Below are 17,185 nucleotides of genomic sequence, written 5' to 3'. Positions count from 1 at the left end.
GGCCTTCGCGAGCGTCCCGGTCCTGCCCGCCGCGACCGCGCCCGCCTCCAGCGCGGGGGCCGCGGAGGCGACGGACTGCTCGGCGTTCGCGGTGACCTGCGCGGCCTCGCCGAAGGGAAGCTCGAGCTGCGCGGCCGCCTGCCCGCCCTCCGCGGCGAGCGCGCCCGCCTCGGAGGCGGCCGCGCCGGCCCCCGCCTCCGAGGCCGCCGGCGCGACCGCCTTGTCCGCGTCCGACACCCATGTCTTGAGGAAGGCGCGGAAGCCCGGGTCCTTGCGCCAGGCCGCGGCGGTGGCCCGGCCGTACCTCGCCCCCGCGGCCGCGGACTCGTCCACGCCCTCGGCGCTGCGGGTGAACAGCTTGGCGATCCTGGCGGCCGCGGCCTTGACCCGCTCCAGAGCGCCCAGCGCCCGGTTCTCCGCGGCCGGCTGGGGGGCCACCATCCCCCGGTCACCGGCGCGCAACTCCCACTGGGCGCGTCCGACGTGGCCCGCGTCCACCTTCCCCCGCCCGCCCCACCACTCCCACACGGCCTGCAGGTCGCGGCGGAGGGCCGCGCTGATGCCCCGCCCGGTACGGGTGGCGATGACCTCCTGCCGCAGCGTCTCGGAGAGGTTGAGCTGGCGCGGCTCGGCGCCGGCGGCGCCGCCGGGGTCGATCAGGCGCATGGGGTTGCCCGCCACGTAGACGTAGGGCGACAGCGACTCCACGGGGCCCGCCGGGTCGGGGCTGATCCAGCGGCCGAGCCAGGGCGCGTAGAAGCGGGCGCCGTGATGCTGCAGCCCGCTCTCGCGGTCGCGTTCCCGCCCGGTGTAGCGGTACCGCTTGGGCGCGGCCCTGATCCGGCGGTTCATCGCCTCGTACGCCGTGCTGCCGTACGGGTGGAACTCCTCGAAGCCGATGACGCGCGCGTCCTGGTCGAGCTCGACGGCGGGGGAGCCAAGGTGGTCGGCGAACTGGTGGCGGACGAGCAGTCGGGGCCCCTTGTCGTCCCCGCGGGTGCGCGTCTCGACGAGGGCCACCCGGCGCTCCTCGTCGAGCACGTGCAGGGTAGTCCGTTCCACCTTCACCGCGCCGCCGGGGGTGAACTCCCGGTACACCTCGAACGGTCCGATGTAGAGGCGCTCGCTGACGCGGATCCGCTCCCTGTCGGGGCCGGGGCGGTCGGTGGTCTTCCTGATCCTGACGCCGGCCGCGTCGTAGGACGACCAGGTGGCCCTCGGCAGCCCCTCGGCGGGCGGACCGGACGAGGTGACCCGCAGCCGGTCCTCCGGGTCCCAGCCGAGGAACGGCAGGCCGGGCAGCGCGGTGACGTTGCCGTGCTCGTCGTGGTGGAGCCGGTCCTCGGGGGCGTCGCCCACCGCCCCGAGCCGGTTGCCGGCGCGGCCGGGTTCGAGCAGGCTCTCCTGGTCGTAGCGGTAGGAGCGGGTCCAGCCCGGCGCGGCCGCGTCCGCGACGCTGTGCGCGATCTCCAGGAGGTTGCCCACCGGGTCGTAGGCGTATCGCTCGGTGTATCTGCTCATCGCGGTCCCGTCGTGCGCGTGCGGCCGCGGCGCGCGGCCGCGCGCCGTGGGCGGCAGCGCGCGCGGCTGGCCGCCCCTGACCTGCGCCAGGTGTTCGCGTCCCGTCGCCTCGACGAGCCGGTAGAGCGCGTCGTAGACGAACCGGCCGCCGGGGGGCACGACCCGGTTGCGGAAGAACAGCGTCTGCAGGGCGTCGTCGCGGACCGAGGTCACGTTGCCCACCGGGTCGTAGGCGTACCGGAGGTCCTGCACCCTGGTGTCGCCCCGGGTGGTGAGGATCCGGCGCAGCCGGAAGGTGGACTCGTCGTAGTCGTGGGTCGTGCGGACGCCGTTGCCGTGCTCGACCGCCACCCGCTGGCCGCGCGCGTTGTACTCGACGCCGACGACGACGGGGACGGCGGCGGACTCTCCCGGCAGGCGGGCCTCCAGCCGTTCGAGCAGCCCCGCGGCGTTGTAGCCGGTGACGACCGTGCTCCCGTCGAGGGCGGTGACCTCGACGGGGCGGCGCAGCGCGTCGAAGGTGACGCGCCCGGTGTAACGCTCGGGGTCGAGGTCGACATGGCCGGACCAGTCGGGCGGTTCGCGGAAGTCGCGGGCGATCTGCCGGACGGCCTCGACGAGGTTGCCGTCCGCGTCGTAGCGCTCGTGCGTGACGACGCCCGCGCCGTCGCGCGTGCGGTGGATCCGGGTGCGCAGGTTGCGGGCGGCGGCGTCGGGGCGGCCCTCGCCGTACTCGACGCGCTGGTGCTCGCGCTCGCCGTCGACGCCCGGCCCCGACACCCACGACCGCACAGGGCGGCGCAGCGGGTCGTACTCCGTGCGGAAGGCGTGCCCGCGCGCGGTCCACGACGCGCAGGCGGCCCCCAGGACGTCCCGCAGGACCAGGCCCGGCCCCGAGTCGACGCCGGCGCTCGTGATCAGGCCGCCCGTCAGGTCGTATCCCATCCGGGTCACGGCGCGGCCGAGCGGGTCGCGGACCTCCCTCGGCCGCCCCTGGACGTCGAGGCGGACTCTCGTCCGGTGCCGCTCGTCGCCGTCGGGGGTGCGGTTGTGCCGGACGGTCAGGAAGGTGCGGCCGAGCGCGTCCGTCCACGCGCGGGCCGGAGTGCCCGCGTGCGGCAGGGTCTGCTCGGCCGCCTGCCGCTCGGCCGGGCCGAGCCCGCCCGAGGCGCGCATCTCGTACCAGGTCCGCCAGGGGCGTCCGGCCGCGCGGAGACCGTCGAGGAAACCGCGGACGAGGCCCCGCACGTCCGGGTCGGCGTCGGGCCGCAGCGCCACGGTGTCGTTGACGTCCCAGGTGACCAGCCGCCACGGGTCGAACAGGACCTTGTCGTAGCCGCCGTCCGGATGCAGGGTCGCCACCGCGCGGCCGACCGGGTCGTAGAACACCACCGAGCTGACCCCGCTCTCGCGGGCGAACTCGAAGCGGTGGGTCGCGCTGAAGAACGGCTCGTAGCGCCGCACCGGCAGGCCCTTGTTGTTGTAGACCGTCCATCCCGTGCCGACCCAGCGCGGCCGCCCGTCGGCGTCAGGCTCGGCCTGGACCTTGTGCTGGACCTCCCTGCCGGTCCCGTCGGAGAACACGATCGTCTGCTGGAGGGCGACGGGCTCGCCGGGAGGCTGTCCGGCGACATGCGTGGTCCGGCTGAGCACGGCCGAGACCGGAGGGCGGGGCGAGGCGTCGTCGCGGGAGCGGAAGTAGGCCGAGGCGTCGTAGAGGGCCCGGTTCGTCGCCCGCCCGAGCAGCCGCCCGGCCGGCCCGCCGGGGGAGTCCTGCGCGCGCCGCGGAGAAGGGCTCGCGTCCGCGTCAGGGTCGGCGAAGTAGGCGAGGACGTCTGTCTCGTCAGGGTCGGGGACGAGGTCCGCGAGACTGTCGCCCAGGTCGTCGGGGCCGCCTCCGGGTTTGCCGCGCACGGCGGTCGCGGCGAGCCTGCCGAGCGCGTCGTACGCCGCCTCGACCAGGTTGCCGTTGGCGTCACAGGAGACGCGGGGCTGGAGCACCCGGTAGTCGTAGCCGCCGGGCAGCACCCGGTCGCCCTCCCGTGCGCCGACGCTGACCACGTTGCCGACCGCGTCCCGGGTGGCGACCGCGAGCAGGTCGTAGCGGTCGTAGTCGAGCAGGGTCGTCGCGCCGAACGGGTCGCGGAACCCGTGGGGCAGGTGGAAGCGCGCCGCCGCCGGGCCGCCGTCGGCCGGGGCGAACAGCACCCGCCCCGACGGGGCCCACCACGCGCCGTCCTGCTCCACGTAGCCGGCCGAGGCCAGCCGCGCGCCGTCCACGCGGTCGCCGTACTCGGCGGCGAGAAGGTCGGGGGTGAGGACCTGGCGCAGGGTTTCGTACGGCAGGCCCAGCGGCTCCAGCGCGCCGAAGGGCAGCGGGCCGGTCAGGTCGTCGCGCCAGAACAGCGAACGCTCCCGCTCCAGGAGCCGCCGCGCCGGTCGGCCGCTGCCGTGACGGCCCGGATCGTCGCTCGGGCCGGGACCGTTCCACGCGGTGGCGGGCAGCTCGACGGTGACGCGGCCGAGCGCGGCCCGCAGCTCCGCCGCCTCGAAGCGGTCGCCGTCGGCGGGGAGCAGCCCGTGGACCTCGCTGGTCCGCGTCTCGCACGGCAGCGGCGTCCGGTAGGCGCTCTCGGCGTCGACGGCCCGCGTGTAGCGGTGCTCGGTGACCACGACACAGGTGCGGGCCTGCTCGGCGCGGTCGTCGTCGGTCAGGGCGGGGTCAGGGTCGGGATGCCGGCGACCGTACGCCGCCGAGACCGTCCGCAGCACGTCGCCGTACTCGCCGACCTCCAGGACGAAGTCGTCCCGGGTGCGCGGATCGGCGACCTCCCGGCCCGCCATGCGGTAGCGGGCCCGCTCGTGGTGCTCCTCGCGGGTGCGGGCCAGGTGCGTGGTGAGAACGGCGGGCAGGTAGCCCTCCGTGCGCGGCGAGCCGTGTCCCGGCCGGCGCAGCTCCACGGCGTACGCGTGCTCGGTCACCCCGTACGGCAGGCCTTCAGCGCGGGTGCCGTCGAGGGCGTACACCTCCTGGCGGAGCAGCCTGCCGCGCAGCGCGCGGCCCGCCTGGCGGCGCTCGTCAGGGGTGAGCCGCCAGGGCCGGGGAGGCTCGCCGGGACGCCGCAGGGCGACCGGCGGCGCGGGCTCGTCGGTCCCGGTGTGGAACCAGGAGCGGGTGAGGACGGGCGGCAGGAAGGCGGCCGGGTCGTGGTTGGCGGGGCGCGCCTGCCCCACGGCCGGGGAGAGCGCGCCGATCTCCTGCGAGTCCCACTGCTCCACCAGCGCGAACCCGCCGAACTCGCGCTCCACGCCGTCGTAGTGGCCCTCGTGGTAGGCGTACCGGGTGGTGAACAGGTTGCGGGCGACCAGGTCGCGGGTCTCGACGCGCTCGACCACGTGCACCGGGAAGGGCAGCCGGCCGGCCCACGGCCTCCCGGCCTCGCGGTCGGCCAGGTAGAAGCGGGTGGACGGGGCGTACCCGATGGTCGTCTCCGTGCCCAGGTTGTTGCGCACGCCCGTGAGCAGGTGCGGCTTGCCCGCGCTCATGAGGTCCACGTAACGCAGCGGGGCCGCGGCGTCGCCCGGCAGCGGAGAGGACCAGACCAGGCACGCGGTGCCGCTGCCGAGCAGGTCCACGGCGCTCACCCGGACGGCGGCGTCGACGCCGGGGAAGCGGATCGGCAGTTCTCGCGCGGGCGCCCAGCCGTTGCCGGACCGGTTGGCGTACATCCGCACGCCGTCCGCGGCCACGTAGACCAGGTCGCTGGAGCCCGACCCGTCCAGGTCGGCCAGGATGATCCGCCGGGCGTCGAACGCCTCCGGCGAGTCCAGCTCCGGCGCTCCGTCCATCACCACCGCGGGGCCGAACCTGCCGTGGCCGAGGCTGGGCCAGTAGCAGATCTCGCTCCTGCGGATCCGGACCAGCGACGCCAGCCCGTCGCCGGTCATGTCGGCGAACTGGAGGCTCTCCGTCGGGTCGAGGAGGTGGAGCGGACGGTCGCGGGCGGGGCCGTCCAGGTCCTCGGGGCCGGATCCGTCGCCGGCGGGCCCCGCGGGCCCGAAGCCGTCGCCGGGAAGCCTGGCCCGGCTCGCGGGGCCGAAGCCGTCCTCGCCGAGCGACGGATGCCAGGCGAGCTCCGCGTCCCCGAGCACGATCACGTCGGCGAGGCCGTCGCCGCTGAGGTCGGCCAGCCTGACCCCGGGGGAGCTCCAGTCGAGGACGGGCCTGGTGCGAAACGGCCGCCATGACGTCCAGGATCCGTCCGCGCGCTCGCTGAAGCCGGGCGCGGGGCCGTCCAGCGCGACCAGGTCGAGCCGGCCGTCGCCGTCCAGGTCCAGCAGCTCCTGGCGGACGCCGCCCATGCTCAGCGGCACCGGACGCCGGGCGACGGGACGCATCGGGCCGAGCCGCCCCTCGCCGAGGTTGGCCTTGTAGAACAGGGCGCCCGACTGCTCGGTGAGCACCCCGGACAGTCCTTCGCCGTCCAGGTCGGCCCATCGGTAGGCGGGAGGGAACAGGCCCGCGGGCAGGTTCCGGCCGCCGGCAGGGTCCAGCGTGCGCACCTCGTCGCCGAACTCGGCGGGCGCGTACGAGAACTCCACCGGAGGCATGGCGCGCGAGACGAGCCCGCCCCGCGGGCCGCGCCGGTGGCCGCGCCGTGTCGCCGAGGTCAGCACGGTGAGGCCGGACGGGTGCTGCACGTCGTATCCGAGGTCGAGCGACCGGACGAGGCAGCCGGAGCCGATCTCTGCCTCGTCGGGGAAGTTGTGCAGCAGCATGATCCGGCGGCAGAGCCGGTATGTCCGGATCTCGAACCCGGCGCGGTAGGAGGAGAACGGATCGGACCGGAGGGTCCACGGCCGGACCTCGCGGGGGCCGTCGTCGTGCTCGCCGTAGTCGAGCACGAGGTCGAAGAGCCAGCCCGCCTCGTCCTGGTCGTCCGGGTCATTGTGGGCGTCGGGCGTCCTCGGAGTCAGGTTGCCGTACCTGATCCGCTTGAGATGGCGGTGCGCGGTCCTGGCGGCGGCCGTGCGCCGCCGTTCGTGCGGGGCCGTCACGTCGACGCCCGCCGAGTCCTCGGCCTTGTACTCGTAGCGGATCGCGTTGCCCCGGCCGTCGAAGCTCTCGCAGGCGAGCCAGGTGAAGACACGGGCCGGATCGTCCGGGTCGGAGATCCGGCTCCCGGGTGCGCGGCCGAACACGGTGGTGACGTTGTCGCGGGTGACGACGCGCCAGTGGGTGTCGCCGTCCAGGTCGCGGGTCCAGCGTTCGATCCGGGAGAAGGCGCTGTCCACCCGCGGGCGGTAGCGCCGGACGGCGTGGCCCCGCGACCGCCGCCCGCCCGGGAGCGGGACGAGGTCGTCGCCGCCGAGGACCTGGAAGACGTCCTCGGCCCCGGGCTCGCCGCCGTCGCGGTAGCGGGGGACTCCCCGGTCGGTCCTGCGGGTGATCGCGGGAACGTCGAGACGCCAGCCGAGCCCGAACACGCCGCCTCCCGAGCCCGAGTCGTAGGCGAGCGTCGTCGACGGGGTGAATCCCCGCCGCGCGGGGCTGAGGGGGACGGGCAGGGACAGGGTGCCGGTGCCGGTGGCGGGGTTGGCCGCGAAGTTCTCCCCGATGTCCCGGATCGCGCCGCCTCCCTTGGGCATCGAGATCACCGGCAGCCGCGGCAGCCCCGACGGTCCCACGCCTCGATCGTCGTTCCCGCCGGAGGCGGCTCCGCCGTTCCACGGAGCCCCGGGCGCGGGGGAGGCCTCCGGAGACGGCCAGGGGCCGGACCTTCTCGCCCACTCGCCGGAGCCGCCCGAGCCTGCTTCCCTGAACGGAATCATCGGTCTCTCCACGTTGGCTGGACGCACGCTCCGACGGTGAGTCGTGGCCCGGCCTTTTCCGCCCGCGGGGAATGCGGCGTAAACTCCGCGCCAACGTCCCCCATTTCAGTGGGCCGTGGCGATTAAAGCAAGCCCTGATCACGAGAAAGTCTGGCCGGACAATCAGCGGTAATCATCGCCAACGCCACGAGACCCGGCATGAAGGTGTTAATCGCTCAGGTGCTTGTCGGTTGTTTTGTCCACTCCTTTCGGAAAGGAATGCTGACTTCGAGCCGGGTGGCCGCGGGTGCGCGAGGGGCGTCGCCGACGGCTCCGGGCCGCCGTCCGGGCGACGTCGGGCGTTTTCTCCCTGGTGTACGGGTGAGGAGGGATGTTCCGGCTCGGTCGTCGACCATGTCGAGCCCTTGGTGGGCCGCCGTGATGATATATGTGAATTTGTCATCATATCGGCTGTTCGCGCGGGACGGGGGAGAGGTCCGTCCGAATGTGCTTTTCGGAGTTACTGTGCGCTGTGGTGGGTCACGATGCTCGTTCGACGGATATTCACGCTCTCTCGGGAGGCCCCGGAGTGCGATCATTGGATTTTTCAGGAAAGCGGGGAACTGCGTGCTGTGAATCGGCTCGTCATGTCGGCCGTCGTGAATTCAGGGCGGAACGGGGGAATGGGGGGAACGGTCCACCGGTCGGCGCCGGTCCGCCCCGCCTCGCGCTCGCCGTACCGGCGCCGTGGGAGCCCCGGGCAGCGGAGGGGTGCTGCCGCGCCCGGGGCGGGAGGCGGTGTGGCCCGGGAGTGAGGGCCGGTCAGCGGAAGGCGGAGTGGCCGGTGAGGGCGCGGCCGAGGGTCAGGGCGTGGATCTCCTCCGTGCCCTCGTAGGTGGCCACGGTCTCCAGGTTCACCATGTGCCGCATCACCGGATACTCCAGGGTGATCCCGTTCGCGCCGTGCACGCTCCGCGCGGTGGCGGCCACCCGCTGGGCCGCGCGGACGTTGGCGAGCTTGCCGAAGCTGACGTGGGAGTGGTGCAGCAGCCCCTCGTCCTTCAGGCGGCCGAGCCGCAGGGCGGTCAGGTTCGCGTGGTTGACGTCGACCAGCATGTCGGCGAGCTTGCCCTGGGTGAGCTGGAAGCCCCCGATCGGCCTGCCGAACTGCGTCCGGGTCCGCGCGTAGTCCAGCGCCGCCTCGAAACAGCTCCTCGCCGCTCCCGCCACCCCCCAGACGATGCCGAACCTCGCCTCCGACAGGCACGACAGCGGGGCCCTGATGCCCTCGGCGAGCGGCAGCGCGGCGTCCCCCGGAAGGCGCACGCCGTCGAGGACGAGCTCGGAGGTGATCGAGGCGCGCAGTGAGATCTTGCCGTGGATCACGTTGGCCGAGAAGCCCGGGACGTCGGTGGGCACCAGGAAACCGCGGATGCCGTCCTCGGTCCCGGCCCACACGACGGCCACGTCGGCGACGGAGCCGTTGGTGATCCACATCTTGGTGCCGTCGAGGACCCAGTCGCTCCCCTCCCTGCGGGCGCGGGTGCGCATCGAGCCCGGGTCGCTGCCCGAGTCGGGCTCGGTCAGGCCGAAGCAGCCGATGGCCTCACCGGCCGCCATGCGCGGCAGCCACTCCCGCTTCTGCTCCTCGGAGCCGAACGCGTGGATCGCGGTCATCGCCAGCGAGCCCTGGACCGAGACCAGGCTGCGCAGGCCGCTGTCCACGGCCTCGAGCTCGCGGCAGGCCAGCCCGTAACTCACCGCGTTCGTGCCCGCGCAGCCGTAGCCGTCCAGGTGCATGCCCAGCAGGCCGAGCGCGCCCAGCCCCCTGGCCACCGCGCGCGGGTCGGGAATGGAACCCGACTCGAACCAGCCCGCGACGTGCGGCAGGAGCTCGGTGCGCGCGTAGTCGCGCACGGTGTCGCGGATCGCGCGCTCCTCGTCGCCGAGGTCACGGTCGACGTCGAGGAAGTCGTGGGGGTTGGGGGTCAAGGGTGCCTCACTTCGTGGACGGTCCGCCGGAGGGCGGGGAGGGGCCGCCGAGCGGCGGGGAAGGTCTGTCACGGGCGGGCAAGGCTCGCCGGACGGTGGGGGAAGGACGTGTCAGACGGTGGGGGAGGGGCCGCCGAGCGGCGGGAGGGGAGGGCTCGCCGGACGGTTCGCCGGTCTGTTCAGGGGGCCGCGGGCATGGCCGCCTGGCGGATGACGCCCGCCTGCTCCAGGCGCGCGGCCTGGTCGCCGGCGACGCCGAGCTCGGCCAGCAGCTCGAGGGTGTGCTGGCCGAGCAGCGGCGGAGGAGCGATGTCGCGGTCGGCGGGGACGCTCTCCAGGGTGAATCCGGTGCGGACGAGTTCGAGTGGCCCCGCCGTCGGATGCGAGACCTCGAGGGTCGCGTCACCGGCGGTCCTGATCGCCTCGAGGACGCCCCGGATCTTGCCGGTCGGCACCCCGGCGGCGCCGAGCAGCGCGGTCCACTCCTCGACGGGACGGGTCGCGAAGACCGCCTCCAGCTCGGCGATCAGCGCGTCGCGGTGGCGGACCCGGTCGGCGTTGGTCGGGAAACGGGGGTCGGAGGCCAGGTCCCGACGTCCGATCGCCTCGCACAGCGCGCGGAAGAGGCGGTCGTTCCCCGCGGCGACCACGAAGCGCCCGTCGGCCGCGTGGAAGGTCTGGTAGGGCACGACCGTCGGGTGCGCGTTGCCGTAGGCCACCGCCTCCTCGCCGGAGACCAGCGCGCTCTGCGCGATGTTGACCAGGCCTGACAGGGCGGAGCCGATGAGCGAGACCTCGACCCGCTCGCCTTTCCCACCGCCCGCGCGCCGGTGCAGCGCGCCCAGGACCGCGACGGCGGCGTTCAGCCCGGCGAGCACGTCGGTGATCGCGACCCCCACCTTGCTCGGGGTCTCGCCGGTGATGTGCATGTAGCCGCTCTCGGCCTGGATCGTCGCGTCGAAGCCGGGGCGGTCCTCGCCGGGGAAGCCGCTGATCGAGCAGTACACGACGTTCGGGTTGGCGCGCCGCACCTGCTCGTGGCCGAGGCCGAGGCGTTCGGCGACCCCGGGCCGGAAGTTCTCGATCACGACGTCCGCGTCCGCGCACAGCCGCTGGGCGATCTCCCGTCCCGAGGGGTGCTTCACGTCGAGCGCGACGCTCCGCTTCCCCCGGTTCACGGCGAGGTAGTAGGCCGCCTCGCCGCCCGCGTGCGGCGGGCCCCACGCCCTGGTGTCGTCGCCGTGCCCGGGATGCTCGACCTTGACCACGTCCGCGCCGAGCTCGGCGAGGATCATGGTGGCGTAGGGCCCGGCCAGGACCCGGGAGAAGTCCGCGACCCTGATCCCGCTGAGCGGCCCCGGCACGCGGCCGTTCTCCGCCGTCACGAGCCGAACCTCCGTACCGCGTCCACCGCGTCGAGCCAGCGCCGGTAGCCGTCGCCGGAGACCTCGCGCGGGGAGAAGACCCTGCCGCCGCCCCGCGCCTCGGAGATCTCGTCGAGGCCGCCCCACACGCCGCCCGCGAGACCCGCCAGGAAGGCGGCGCCGAGACCGGTGCTCTCCGTCGTCTCCGGGCGCACCACGGGTCTGCCCAGCAGGTCGGCCTGGATCTGGCAGAGCAGGTCGTTCGCCGCGGCCCCGCCGTCGACCGCCAGGCGGGAGACGGGGATGCCCGCCGCGCCGACGACCGCCTCGACGACGTCGCGGATCTGGTAGGCGATGCCGTCGAGGACGGCGCGGGCGAGGTGGGCGTCGGTCGTGCCCCTGGTGATGCCCAGCAGCGCGCCCCTGGCCCTGGGGTCCCAGTGCGGGGTGCCGATGCCGGTGAGCGCGGGGACGAAGACCAGCCCGTCGCTGTCGTCGACGGAGGAGGCCAGCCGCTCGCTGTCGGCCGACTCGTCGATCACGCCCAGTCCGTCGCGCAGCCACTGCACCGCGGCCCCGGTGACGAAGACCGATCCCTCCAGGGCGTACTGCACCGGCCGGCCGTCCAGCTGCCAGGCGACGGTCGACAACAGCGCCGTGCCGCCCCGCGCGATCCGGTCACCGGTGTTGACCAGCAGGAAGCTGCCGGTGCCGTAGGTGCACTTCATCGCGCCGGGGGTGAAGGCGGCGTGGCCGAACAGCGCGGCCTGCTGGTCCCCGGCGATCCCGCAGACCGGCACGTCCAGCCCCAGGAAGTGCTCGGGGTCGGTGCGCCCCACCGCGGCGCTCGACGGGACGATCTCCGGCAGCGCCGCCTCGGGCACGCCGAACAGCTCGGCCAGCTCCGCCGACCATCCGGCGGAGGCCAGGTCGAACAGCAGGGTCCGTGAGGCGTTCGACGGGTCGGTCGCGTGCAGCCGCCCGCCGGTCAGCCTGGACAGGAGGTAGGAGTCGACGGTGCCGACCGCGACGCGGCCCGAGCTCACCCCCTCCCACGTCCCCGGGGCGTTGGCGCGCAGCCAGGACAGCTTGGTCGCGGAGAAGTACGGGTCCAGCGGGAGCCCGGTCAGCTCGCGGATCCTCGGCTCGTGCTCCCTGAGACGGTCGCACTCCGCGGCCGACCGGCGGTCCTGCCAGACGATCGCCCTGGTCGCGGGGCGCAGGGTCGCGCGGTCCCACAGCACGACGGTCTCGCGCTGGTTGGTCAGCCCGACGCAGGAGACGGGCGCCGTCCCTGAGTCGGCCGCCGTGGCGAGCGCGTCGGAACAGGCGCCCAGCACCGCGGTCCAGATCTCGTCGGGGTCGTGCTCGACGAGGCCGGGGGCGGGAAAGTGCTGCGGGAACTCGCGGTGCCCCCTGGCGAGCACGCGGCCGTCCTCGGCGACGATCAGCGAGGTGACGCCGGTGGTCCCGGCGTCGATGGCCAGAACGGTCATGCGGCACCGCTCCAGCGGTCGGCGAGGTCGGCCAGCAGCGGGACCAGCTCGGCGTCGTCGGAGGTGGCCAGCGCCGAACGCGTGACCTCCGCCGCGCGCGCGTAGCTTTCCGCCTGCTCGGCCGCCCAGCTCTCGGCGCGGCCCAGCGCCCCCGCCAGCAGCCTGGCCACGTGGGGCGCGGCGGCCGCGCCCCCGTCGGCCGTCTCGAGCCCGGCCCTGCTGCGGCGGCGCAGCACGTCGTCCACGGTCATCGCGGCCTCGTGCCGCCCGGCGTAGACGACCTCGGCCGCCAGCAGCGAGGGCGCCCCCGGCACGGGGTCGAGCAGGGAGGGATCCCTGCGGCCCATGGACAGCAGCAGCGGGTAGTCCGCGCCGTAGCGGTGCGCCAGCCGTTCGACCGAGGCCACGGGAATTCCCGCGGCGACCGCCGCGGAGTCGCGGCGGGCCCAGGCCTGGGCGAAGCCGCTCGCGCCGACCAGCCCGAGGTGCTCGGTCGCCGAGGCCCTGGACGCGGGCAGTCCGGCGACCGCGGCGTCGACCGCGTCGCGCGCCATCACCCGGTAGGTGGTGAGTTTGCCGCCCGCCACGACGACGCAGCCGGGGGCGACCTCCCGCACCACGTGCTCCCGGCTGATCGCCTGCGTCTTCTGCCGGTCCGGCTGGTCGACCAGGGGGCGCAGACCCGCGTAGACGCCGAGCACGTCGTCGGGGGTGAGAGGCTCGCGCAGCCACTGGTTGGCCTGGTCGAGCAGGTAGCGGACGTCCGCCCCGGTGGGCAGCACCGGGCCGGGACCGTTCTCCCACGGGGTGTCCGTCGTGCCCAGCAGGACCACGTCCCCGGTGGGGATGACGAAGAGCACCGAACTGGGCGTGCGCGCGATCAGGGCGCTGTCCATCGGCAGCCGCTCGCGGGGCAGGACCAGGTGCACGCCCTTGGAGGCCCGCACCCGCACCGGGTCGGTGCCCAGCATCTTCTGGGTGAGCCCCGACCAGGGACCCGTCGCCAGCACGACCCTGCGGGCGCGGACCGTGAACTGCTCCCCGCTGAGCGCGTCGACGCAGGTGGCCACGGTGTGCCCGGAACGGGTGGCCAGGCCGGTGACGCGGACCCGGCTGAGCACGGTCGCGCCCTCGCGGGCCGCGGTGCGGGCCAGGGCCAGCACCAGCCTGGCGTCGTCGACGTGGCCGTCGTCGTAGGACAGCGCGCCGACCGCGACGTCGGGCCGCAGCTGGGGCGCCTGCCTGAGCAGGGCCCTGCGGGTCAGGTGGCGGTGGCGGCGGAAGCCGTGCCGGTCGCCGATCCCGGCGAGGGCGTCGTAGAGGGTCAGCCCGGCGCCCACGTACCCGCGCTCCCACACCCGGTGGGTGAGCGGGTACAGGAACGACATCCGCCGCACCAGGTGCGGGGCCAGGTCCTGCAGCAGGCCGCGCTCGTGCAGCGCCTCGCGGACGAGGCCGAACTCCAGCTGCTCCAGGTAGCGCACGCCGCCGTGAAGCAGGCGGCTCGAGTTGCTCGAGGTTCCCGAGGCGAGGTCGCCCCCCTCGAGCAGGGCGGTGGTCAGCCCGCGGGAGGCCGCGTCGAGGGCCGCGCCCGCGCCGGTCGCGCCGCCGCCGACCACCAGGACGTCGAGGAGGTCGCGGGTCAGCTCCGCCAGGTCGTCGTCGCGGCGCAGCGGGTCGAGGACGGATCCCGCGCCGAAGGGCAGTCCGGCCGCGAACGGTTCGAGCCCGTCGGGCGTCCTGGCGCGGGGGCCGTCGTGAGCCTCGCTGTGAGTCTCACCGGAGGCCCCGCCGTGGGCGGATGTCATCTGTCGCTCCCTCACCAGCGCCTGCACACTTCCTCGGCCCAGCCGTACAGATCGTCGATCTCGACGACCGTGCCGTCGTCGGCGACGACGGTGCCCCGGTAGTGGCCGAAGGCCTGGTCCTCCCTGCTGTGCAGGTAGAGCCTGGTGACGTCGGCCGAGCGGACGTGCTCGGGGACGAACTCCAGGTCGACCCGTTCGCCGAGGATCCTCCAGGGCGCCATCCAGTCGGAGGTGTCGTAGCGCCACACCAGCTCTTCGCTGATCTTGTGCAGCCGTCCGTCGAGGAACAGGCCGTTCTCGACGCTGCCGGTGCCGTCGGTCCACTTGCCGCCGATCTGGACGCCGACCTCGCGCCCGCCGGACCGCCCGGCCGCCGCGCCCCAGTTCCACAGGACCCTGCCGGGCCAGCGACCGCGCCCGTGGTCCAGGGTGGCGAGGGTGTCGTCGGCCGACAGCCTGATGCGGCGTCCGTTGACGACCAGCGTGCCCTCCGCGGGCCGTCCGAGGTCCTTGACGGTGTACTGGAAGCGGCGGGAGGACCAGGGCACGACCACCGCGAGGCTGTCGCGGCCCTCGACGCGGTGGACCAGCAGGTCGGCGTCGAACTCCGGTGACTTCAGCCTGAGCCTGGTGCCGTCGGCGGTCTCGTCGACGGCGATCCTGAGCGGCCCCCTGCCGATCCTGACGCTGCCCTCGCCGCTGCGCTCGGAGAAGGAGGTGCCCCGGCTCGGCACGATGAGGCTGCGGCTCGAGACGTCCCTGCGGGTGGTCCGGTCGAGGTACCAGGCGGCCTCGCTGGCCAGGTAGTCGAGGCTGGAGGCACTGAAGGCGAAGACGTGCTCGGGGCTGGTCAGGCACCAGTACTCCCAGCGCATCGTGCGGCCCCAGCCGCGGATGTTCGCCCGGTGCAGCGGGGTGCGGCTCCAGCCGACGGCGGCCGGGTTCAGCCGCCCGTCGGGACGGCAGAGGTCGACCCGGCCGGTGATCTCGCGCTCGACGACCCTGCGGGAGGCGTCCTTGGCCAGCGCGTTCTGCCCGGCGCTCCCGGCGGGCGCGCCGTCCTTCGTGCCCCCGCTCATCGGCCCAGCCCCACGCTGACGTACTTGTACTCCACAAAGTCCTCCACTCCGTGATGGCCGCCCTCGCGGCCGTACCCGCTGCCCTTGATCCCGCCGAACGGTCCCTGGGGCGGGGCGAGCGGGGCTCCGTTGACTGAGACGATGCCGAACTGCAGCTCCTCGCAGACGCGCACGACCCGGGTCAGGTCGCGCGTCCACAGGTAGGCGGCCAGGCCGTACGGCGTGGCGTTCGCCCTGGCCACGACCTCCTCGTCGGCGTCCCCGCCGAACGTCAGGACCGGGGCGACCGGGCCGAAGGTCTCCTCCCGGCACACGAGCATGTCGTCGGTGACGCCGGTCAGGACCACGGGCGGGCAGAACCTGCCGGATCCCTCCTCGCGGGTCGTCGCCGGCCGGGCGCCGTGCGCGAGCGCGTCCTCGACGTGCCGCCTGACCTTGGCGACCGCGCGGTCGTCGATCAGCGGGCCCATCGTCACGCCGGGCTCGGCGCCGTTGCCCACGGTCACCGCCTCCGCCAGCTTGACCAGCTCGCCGACGAACTCGTCCGCCACGGACTCGTGCACGTAGATCCGGTTGGGGGAGGTGCAGGCCTGGCCCGCGTTCATGAACTTGCTCCTGGCCACGCCCGCCGCCGCGGCGGCCACGTCGGCGTCGGGGAAGACCAGCACCGGGGCGTGGCCGCCCAGCTCGACACTGAGCCGTTTGACGTCGTCGGCGCTCTGCCGGATCAGCTCCCTGCCGACCGCCGTCGAGCCGGTGAAGGAGACCTTCCTGACCCGGGAGTCGGCCATGACCGCCTTGGCGAACCCTCCCGGCCTGGCCGTGGTGACCAGGTTGAACACCCCGGGAGGGAAGCCCGCCTCCGTCAGGCACTCGGCCACCGCGACCGCCGACATCGGGGTGAGCTCGGACGGCTTGAGCACCACCGTGCAGCCCGCGGCCAGGGCGGGGCCCAGCTTTCTGGTGATCATCGAAACGGGGAAGTTCCACGGGGTGATCGCCGCCACCACGCCGACCGGTTCCGGCAGCAGCCACATGCGGGTGTCGGCGCCGGTCGAGGGGATGGTCTCGCCGTACACGCGGCGCGTCTCCTCCGCCGACCACAGGAGGTGGTCGGCTCCCGCGACCACCTCGCCCGCGGCCTCGGCCAGTGGCTTGCCCTGCTCGGCCGTCATGACCGCGCCGATCGCCTCGGCGCGCTCCCGCAGCAGCCCGGCGGCCTCGCGCATGATCGTCGCGCGTTCGTGCGCGGGCATGGACCGCCAGCCCGGCAGCGCGGCGGACGCCGCGTCGACGGCCTCGACGGCCACCTCCCCGCCGCACTCGGCGACCTCCGCGACCGTCTCGCCGGTCGCGGGGTCGGTCACCGCGAAACGCTCGGCCGTCTCCCGCCAGCGCCCTCCGACGAGGGCCCGTCCTGTCCTCATGGTTCACCGTCCATTGCCTGGATCAACGCGTTCATCGCGGCCATCTCGTGGGCGTGCTGCAGTTCGCTCGCGCGGGCGATGTCCCCCTCGGCGAGTGCGTCCCTTATCGCCACGTGCTCGGCGTGGGACTGCGGCAGCCGCCAGGGCACGAGGCGGAAGCCGCGCTGCGCCGTCTCCGTCTTCGACCACAGGCCGACGAGCATCCGGTGCACGAGACGGGACTGCTCGGTGTCGCATAAGAGCGAGTGGAACCGGCGGTTGAGCGCGGCGAAGGCGGCCACGTCGCCCGCCGCGATGGCGACGGCCGAACCGGCCAGCACCTCGTCCACCGCCGCCAGCCTCGGCCCGCTGAGCGGGGCCTGGTGGAGCTGCAGGGCCAGGGAGGTCAGCGCGGCGCGGATGCCGTACAGCTCCCGCACGTTCTGCACCGTGAAGTCGGCGACGACCGCGCCGATGTGCGGGCGCTCGACGAGCCACTCCTCGGAGACCAGCTGCTTGATGGCCTCGCGCACCGGGGTGTCGCTGATGCCGACGGCCTGGGCGACCACCCGCGTGACGATCTTCGTCCCCGGGGGCGTCTGACCCGACATGATCATTTGCTTGATGTGCTCGGCCGCCAGCTCCGCCTTGGTTCGGAAGGGCTGGGGCCGCTCCGGCGCGGGGAACGTCTCTGTCATCACTTCGCAA

At 74.2% G+C, this 17,185-nt stretch carries 8 protein-coding genes; all 8 read right to left on the bottom strand.

From position 1 onward, the window contains the following. Window positions 1-7,353 (bottom strand): SpvB/TcaC N-terminal domain-containing protein (locus tag PKF00_RS40205; RefSeq protein WP_271223015.1); only part of this gene is annotated, 7,353 nt, incomplete at its 3' end. Window positions 7,354-8,154: 801 nt separating this feature from the next. Then, window positions 8,155-9,324 (bottom strand): acyl-CoA dehydrogenase family protein, encoded by a 1,170-nt coding sequence (locus PKF00_RS40200; protein WP_271223014.1) that lies wholly within the window; start codon window positions 9,322-9,324, stop codon window positions 8,155-8,157. A 179-nt stretch (window positions 9,325-9,503) separates the two neighbouring features. Further along, window positions 9,504-10,709, bottom strand: coding sequence for a CaiB/BaiF CoA transferase family protein (locus PKF00_RS40195; protein WP_271223013.1), 1,206 nt, complete (start codon window positions 10,707-10,709; stop codon window positions 9,504-9,506). Beyond that, the gene (locus PKF00_RS40190; RefSeq protein WP_271223012.1) at window positions 10,706-12,184 is read right to left on the bottom strand and encodes an FGGY family carbohydrate kinase; all 1,479 of its coding nucleotides are present in this window, start codon (window positions 12,182-12,184) and stop codon (window positions 10,706-10,708) included. Before PKF00_RS40190 ends, PKF00_RS40195 begins: the two co-directional genes overlap by 4 nt. Beyond that, window positions 12,181-13,992, bottom strand: a complete 1,812-nt coding sequence (locus PKF00_RS40185; protein ID WP_271223011.1) for a glycerol-3-phosphate dehydrogenase/oxidase — start codon at window positions 13,990-13,992, stop codon at window positions 12,181-12,183. Before PKF00_RS40185 ends, PKF00_RS40190 begins: the two co-directional genes overlap by 4 nt. A gap of 11 nt (window positions 13,993-14,003) precedes the next feature. Further along, entirely contained in the window at window positions 14,004-15,071 is a 1,068-nt protein-coding gene (locus tag PKF00_RS40180; RefSeq protein ID WP_271223010.1) for a DUF2804 domain-containing protein, read from the bottom strand. Then, the gene (locus tag PKF00_RS40175; RefSeq protein WP_271223009.1) at window positions 15,068-16,498 is read right to left on the bottom strand and encodes an NAD-dependent succinate-semialdehyde dehydrogenase; all 1,431 of its coding nucleotides are present in this window, start codon (window positions 16,496-16,498) and stop codon (window positions 15,068-15,070) included. The genes PKF00_RS40180 and PKF00_RS40175 overlap by 4 nt, the downstream gene beginning before the upstream one ends. Then, window positions 16,495-17,175: a GntR family transcriptional regulator gene (locus tag PKF00_RS40170; protein ID WP_271223008.1), complete on the bottom strand. Its 681-nt coding sequence runs from the start codon at window positions 17,173-17,175 to the stop codon at window positions 16,495-16,497. Before PKF00_RS40170 ends, PKF00_RS40175 begins: the two co-directional genes overlap by 4 nt. Window positions 17,176-17,185 lie beyond the last annotated feature (10 nt).

The organism is Streptosporangium carneum, from assembly GCF_027922005.1.
Lineage (GTDB): Bacteria > Actinomycetota > Actinomycetes > Streptosporangiales > Streptosporangiaceae > Streptosporangium > Streptosporangium carneum.
Note: the sequence above shows the minus strand (reverse complement) of the source record. Positions and strands in the feature narration are given on the sequence as shown.

Coding starts and splice junctions, on each gene's coding strand:
- PKF00_RS40190 (WP_271223012.1), bottom strand. CDS start 12,184: ATGACCGTTCTGGCCATCGACGCCGGGACCACCGGCGTCACCTCGCTG.
- PKF00_RS40185 (WP_271223011.1), bottom strand. CDS start 13,992: ATGACATCCGCCCACGGCGGGGCCTCCGGTGAGACTCACAGCGAGGCT.
- PKF00_RS40180 (WP_271223010.1), bottom strand. CDS start 15,071: ATGAGCGGGGGCACGAAGGACGGCGCGCCCGCCGGGAGCGCCGGGCAG.
- PKF00_RS40175 (WP_271223009.1), bottom strand. CDS start 16,498: ATGAGGACAGGACGGGCCCTCGTCGGAGGGCGCTGGCGGGAGACGGCC.
- PKF00_RS40170 (WP_271223008.1), bottom strand. CDS start 17,175: ATGACAGAGACGTTCCCCGCGCCGGAGCGGCCCCAGCCCTTCCGAACC.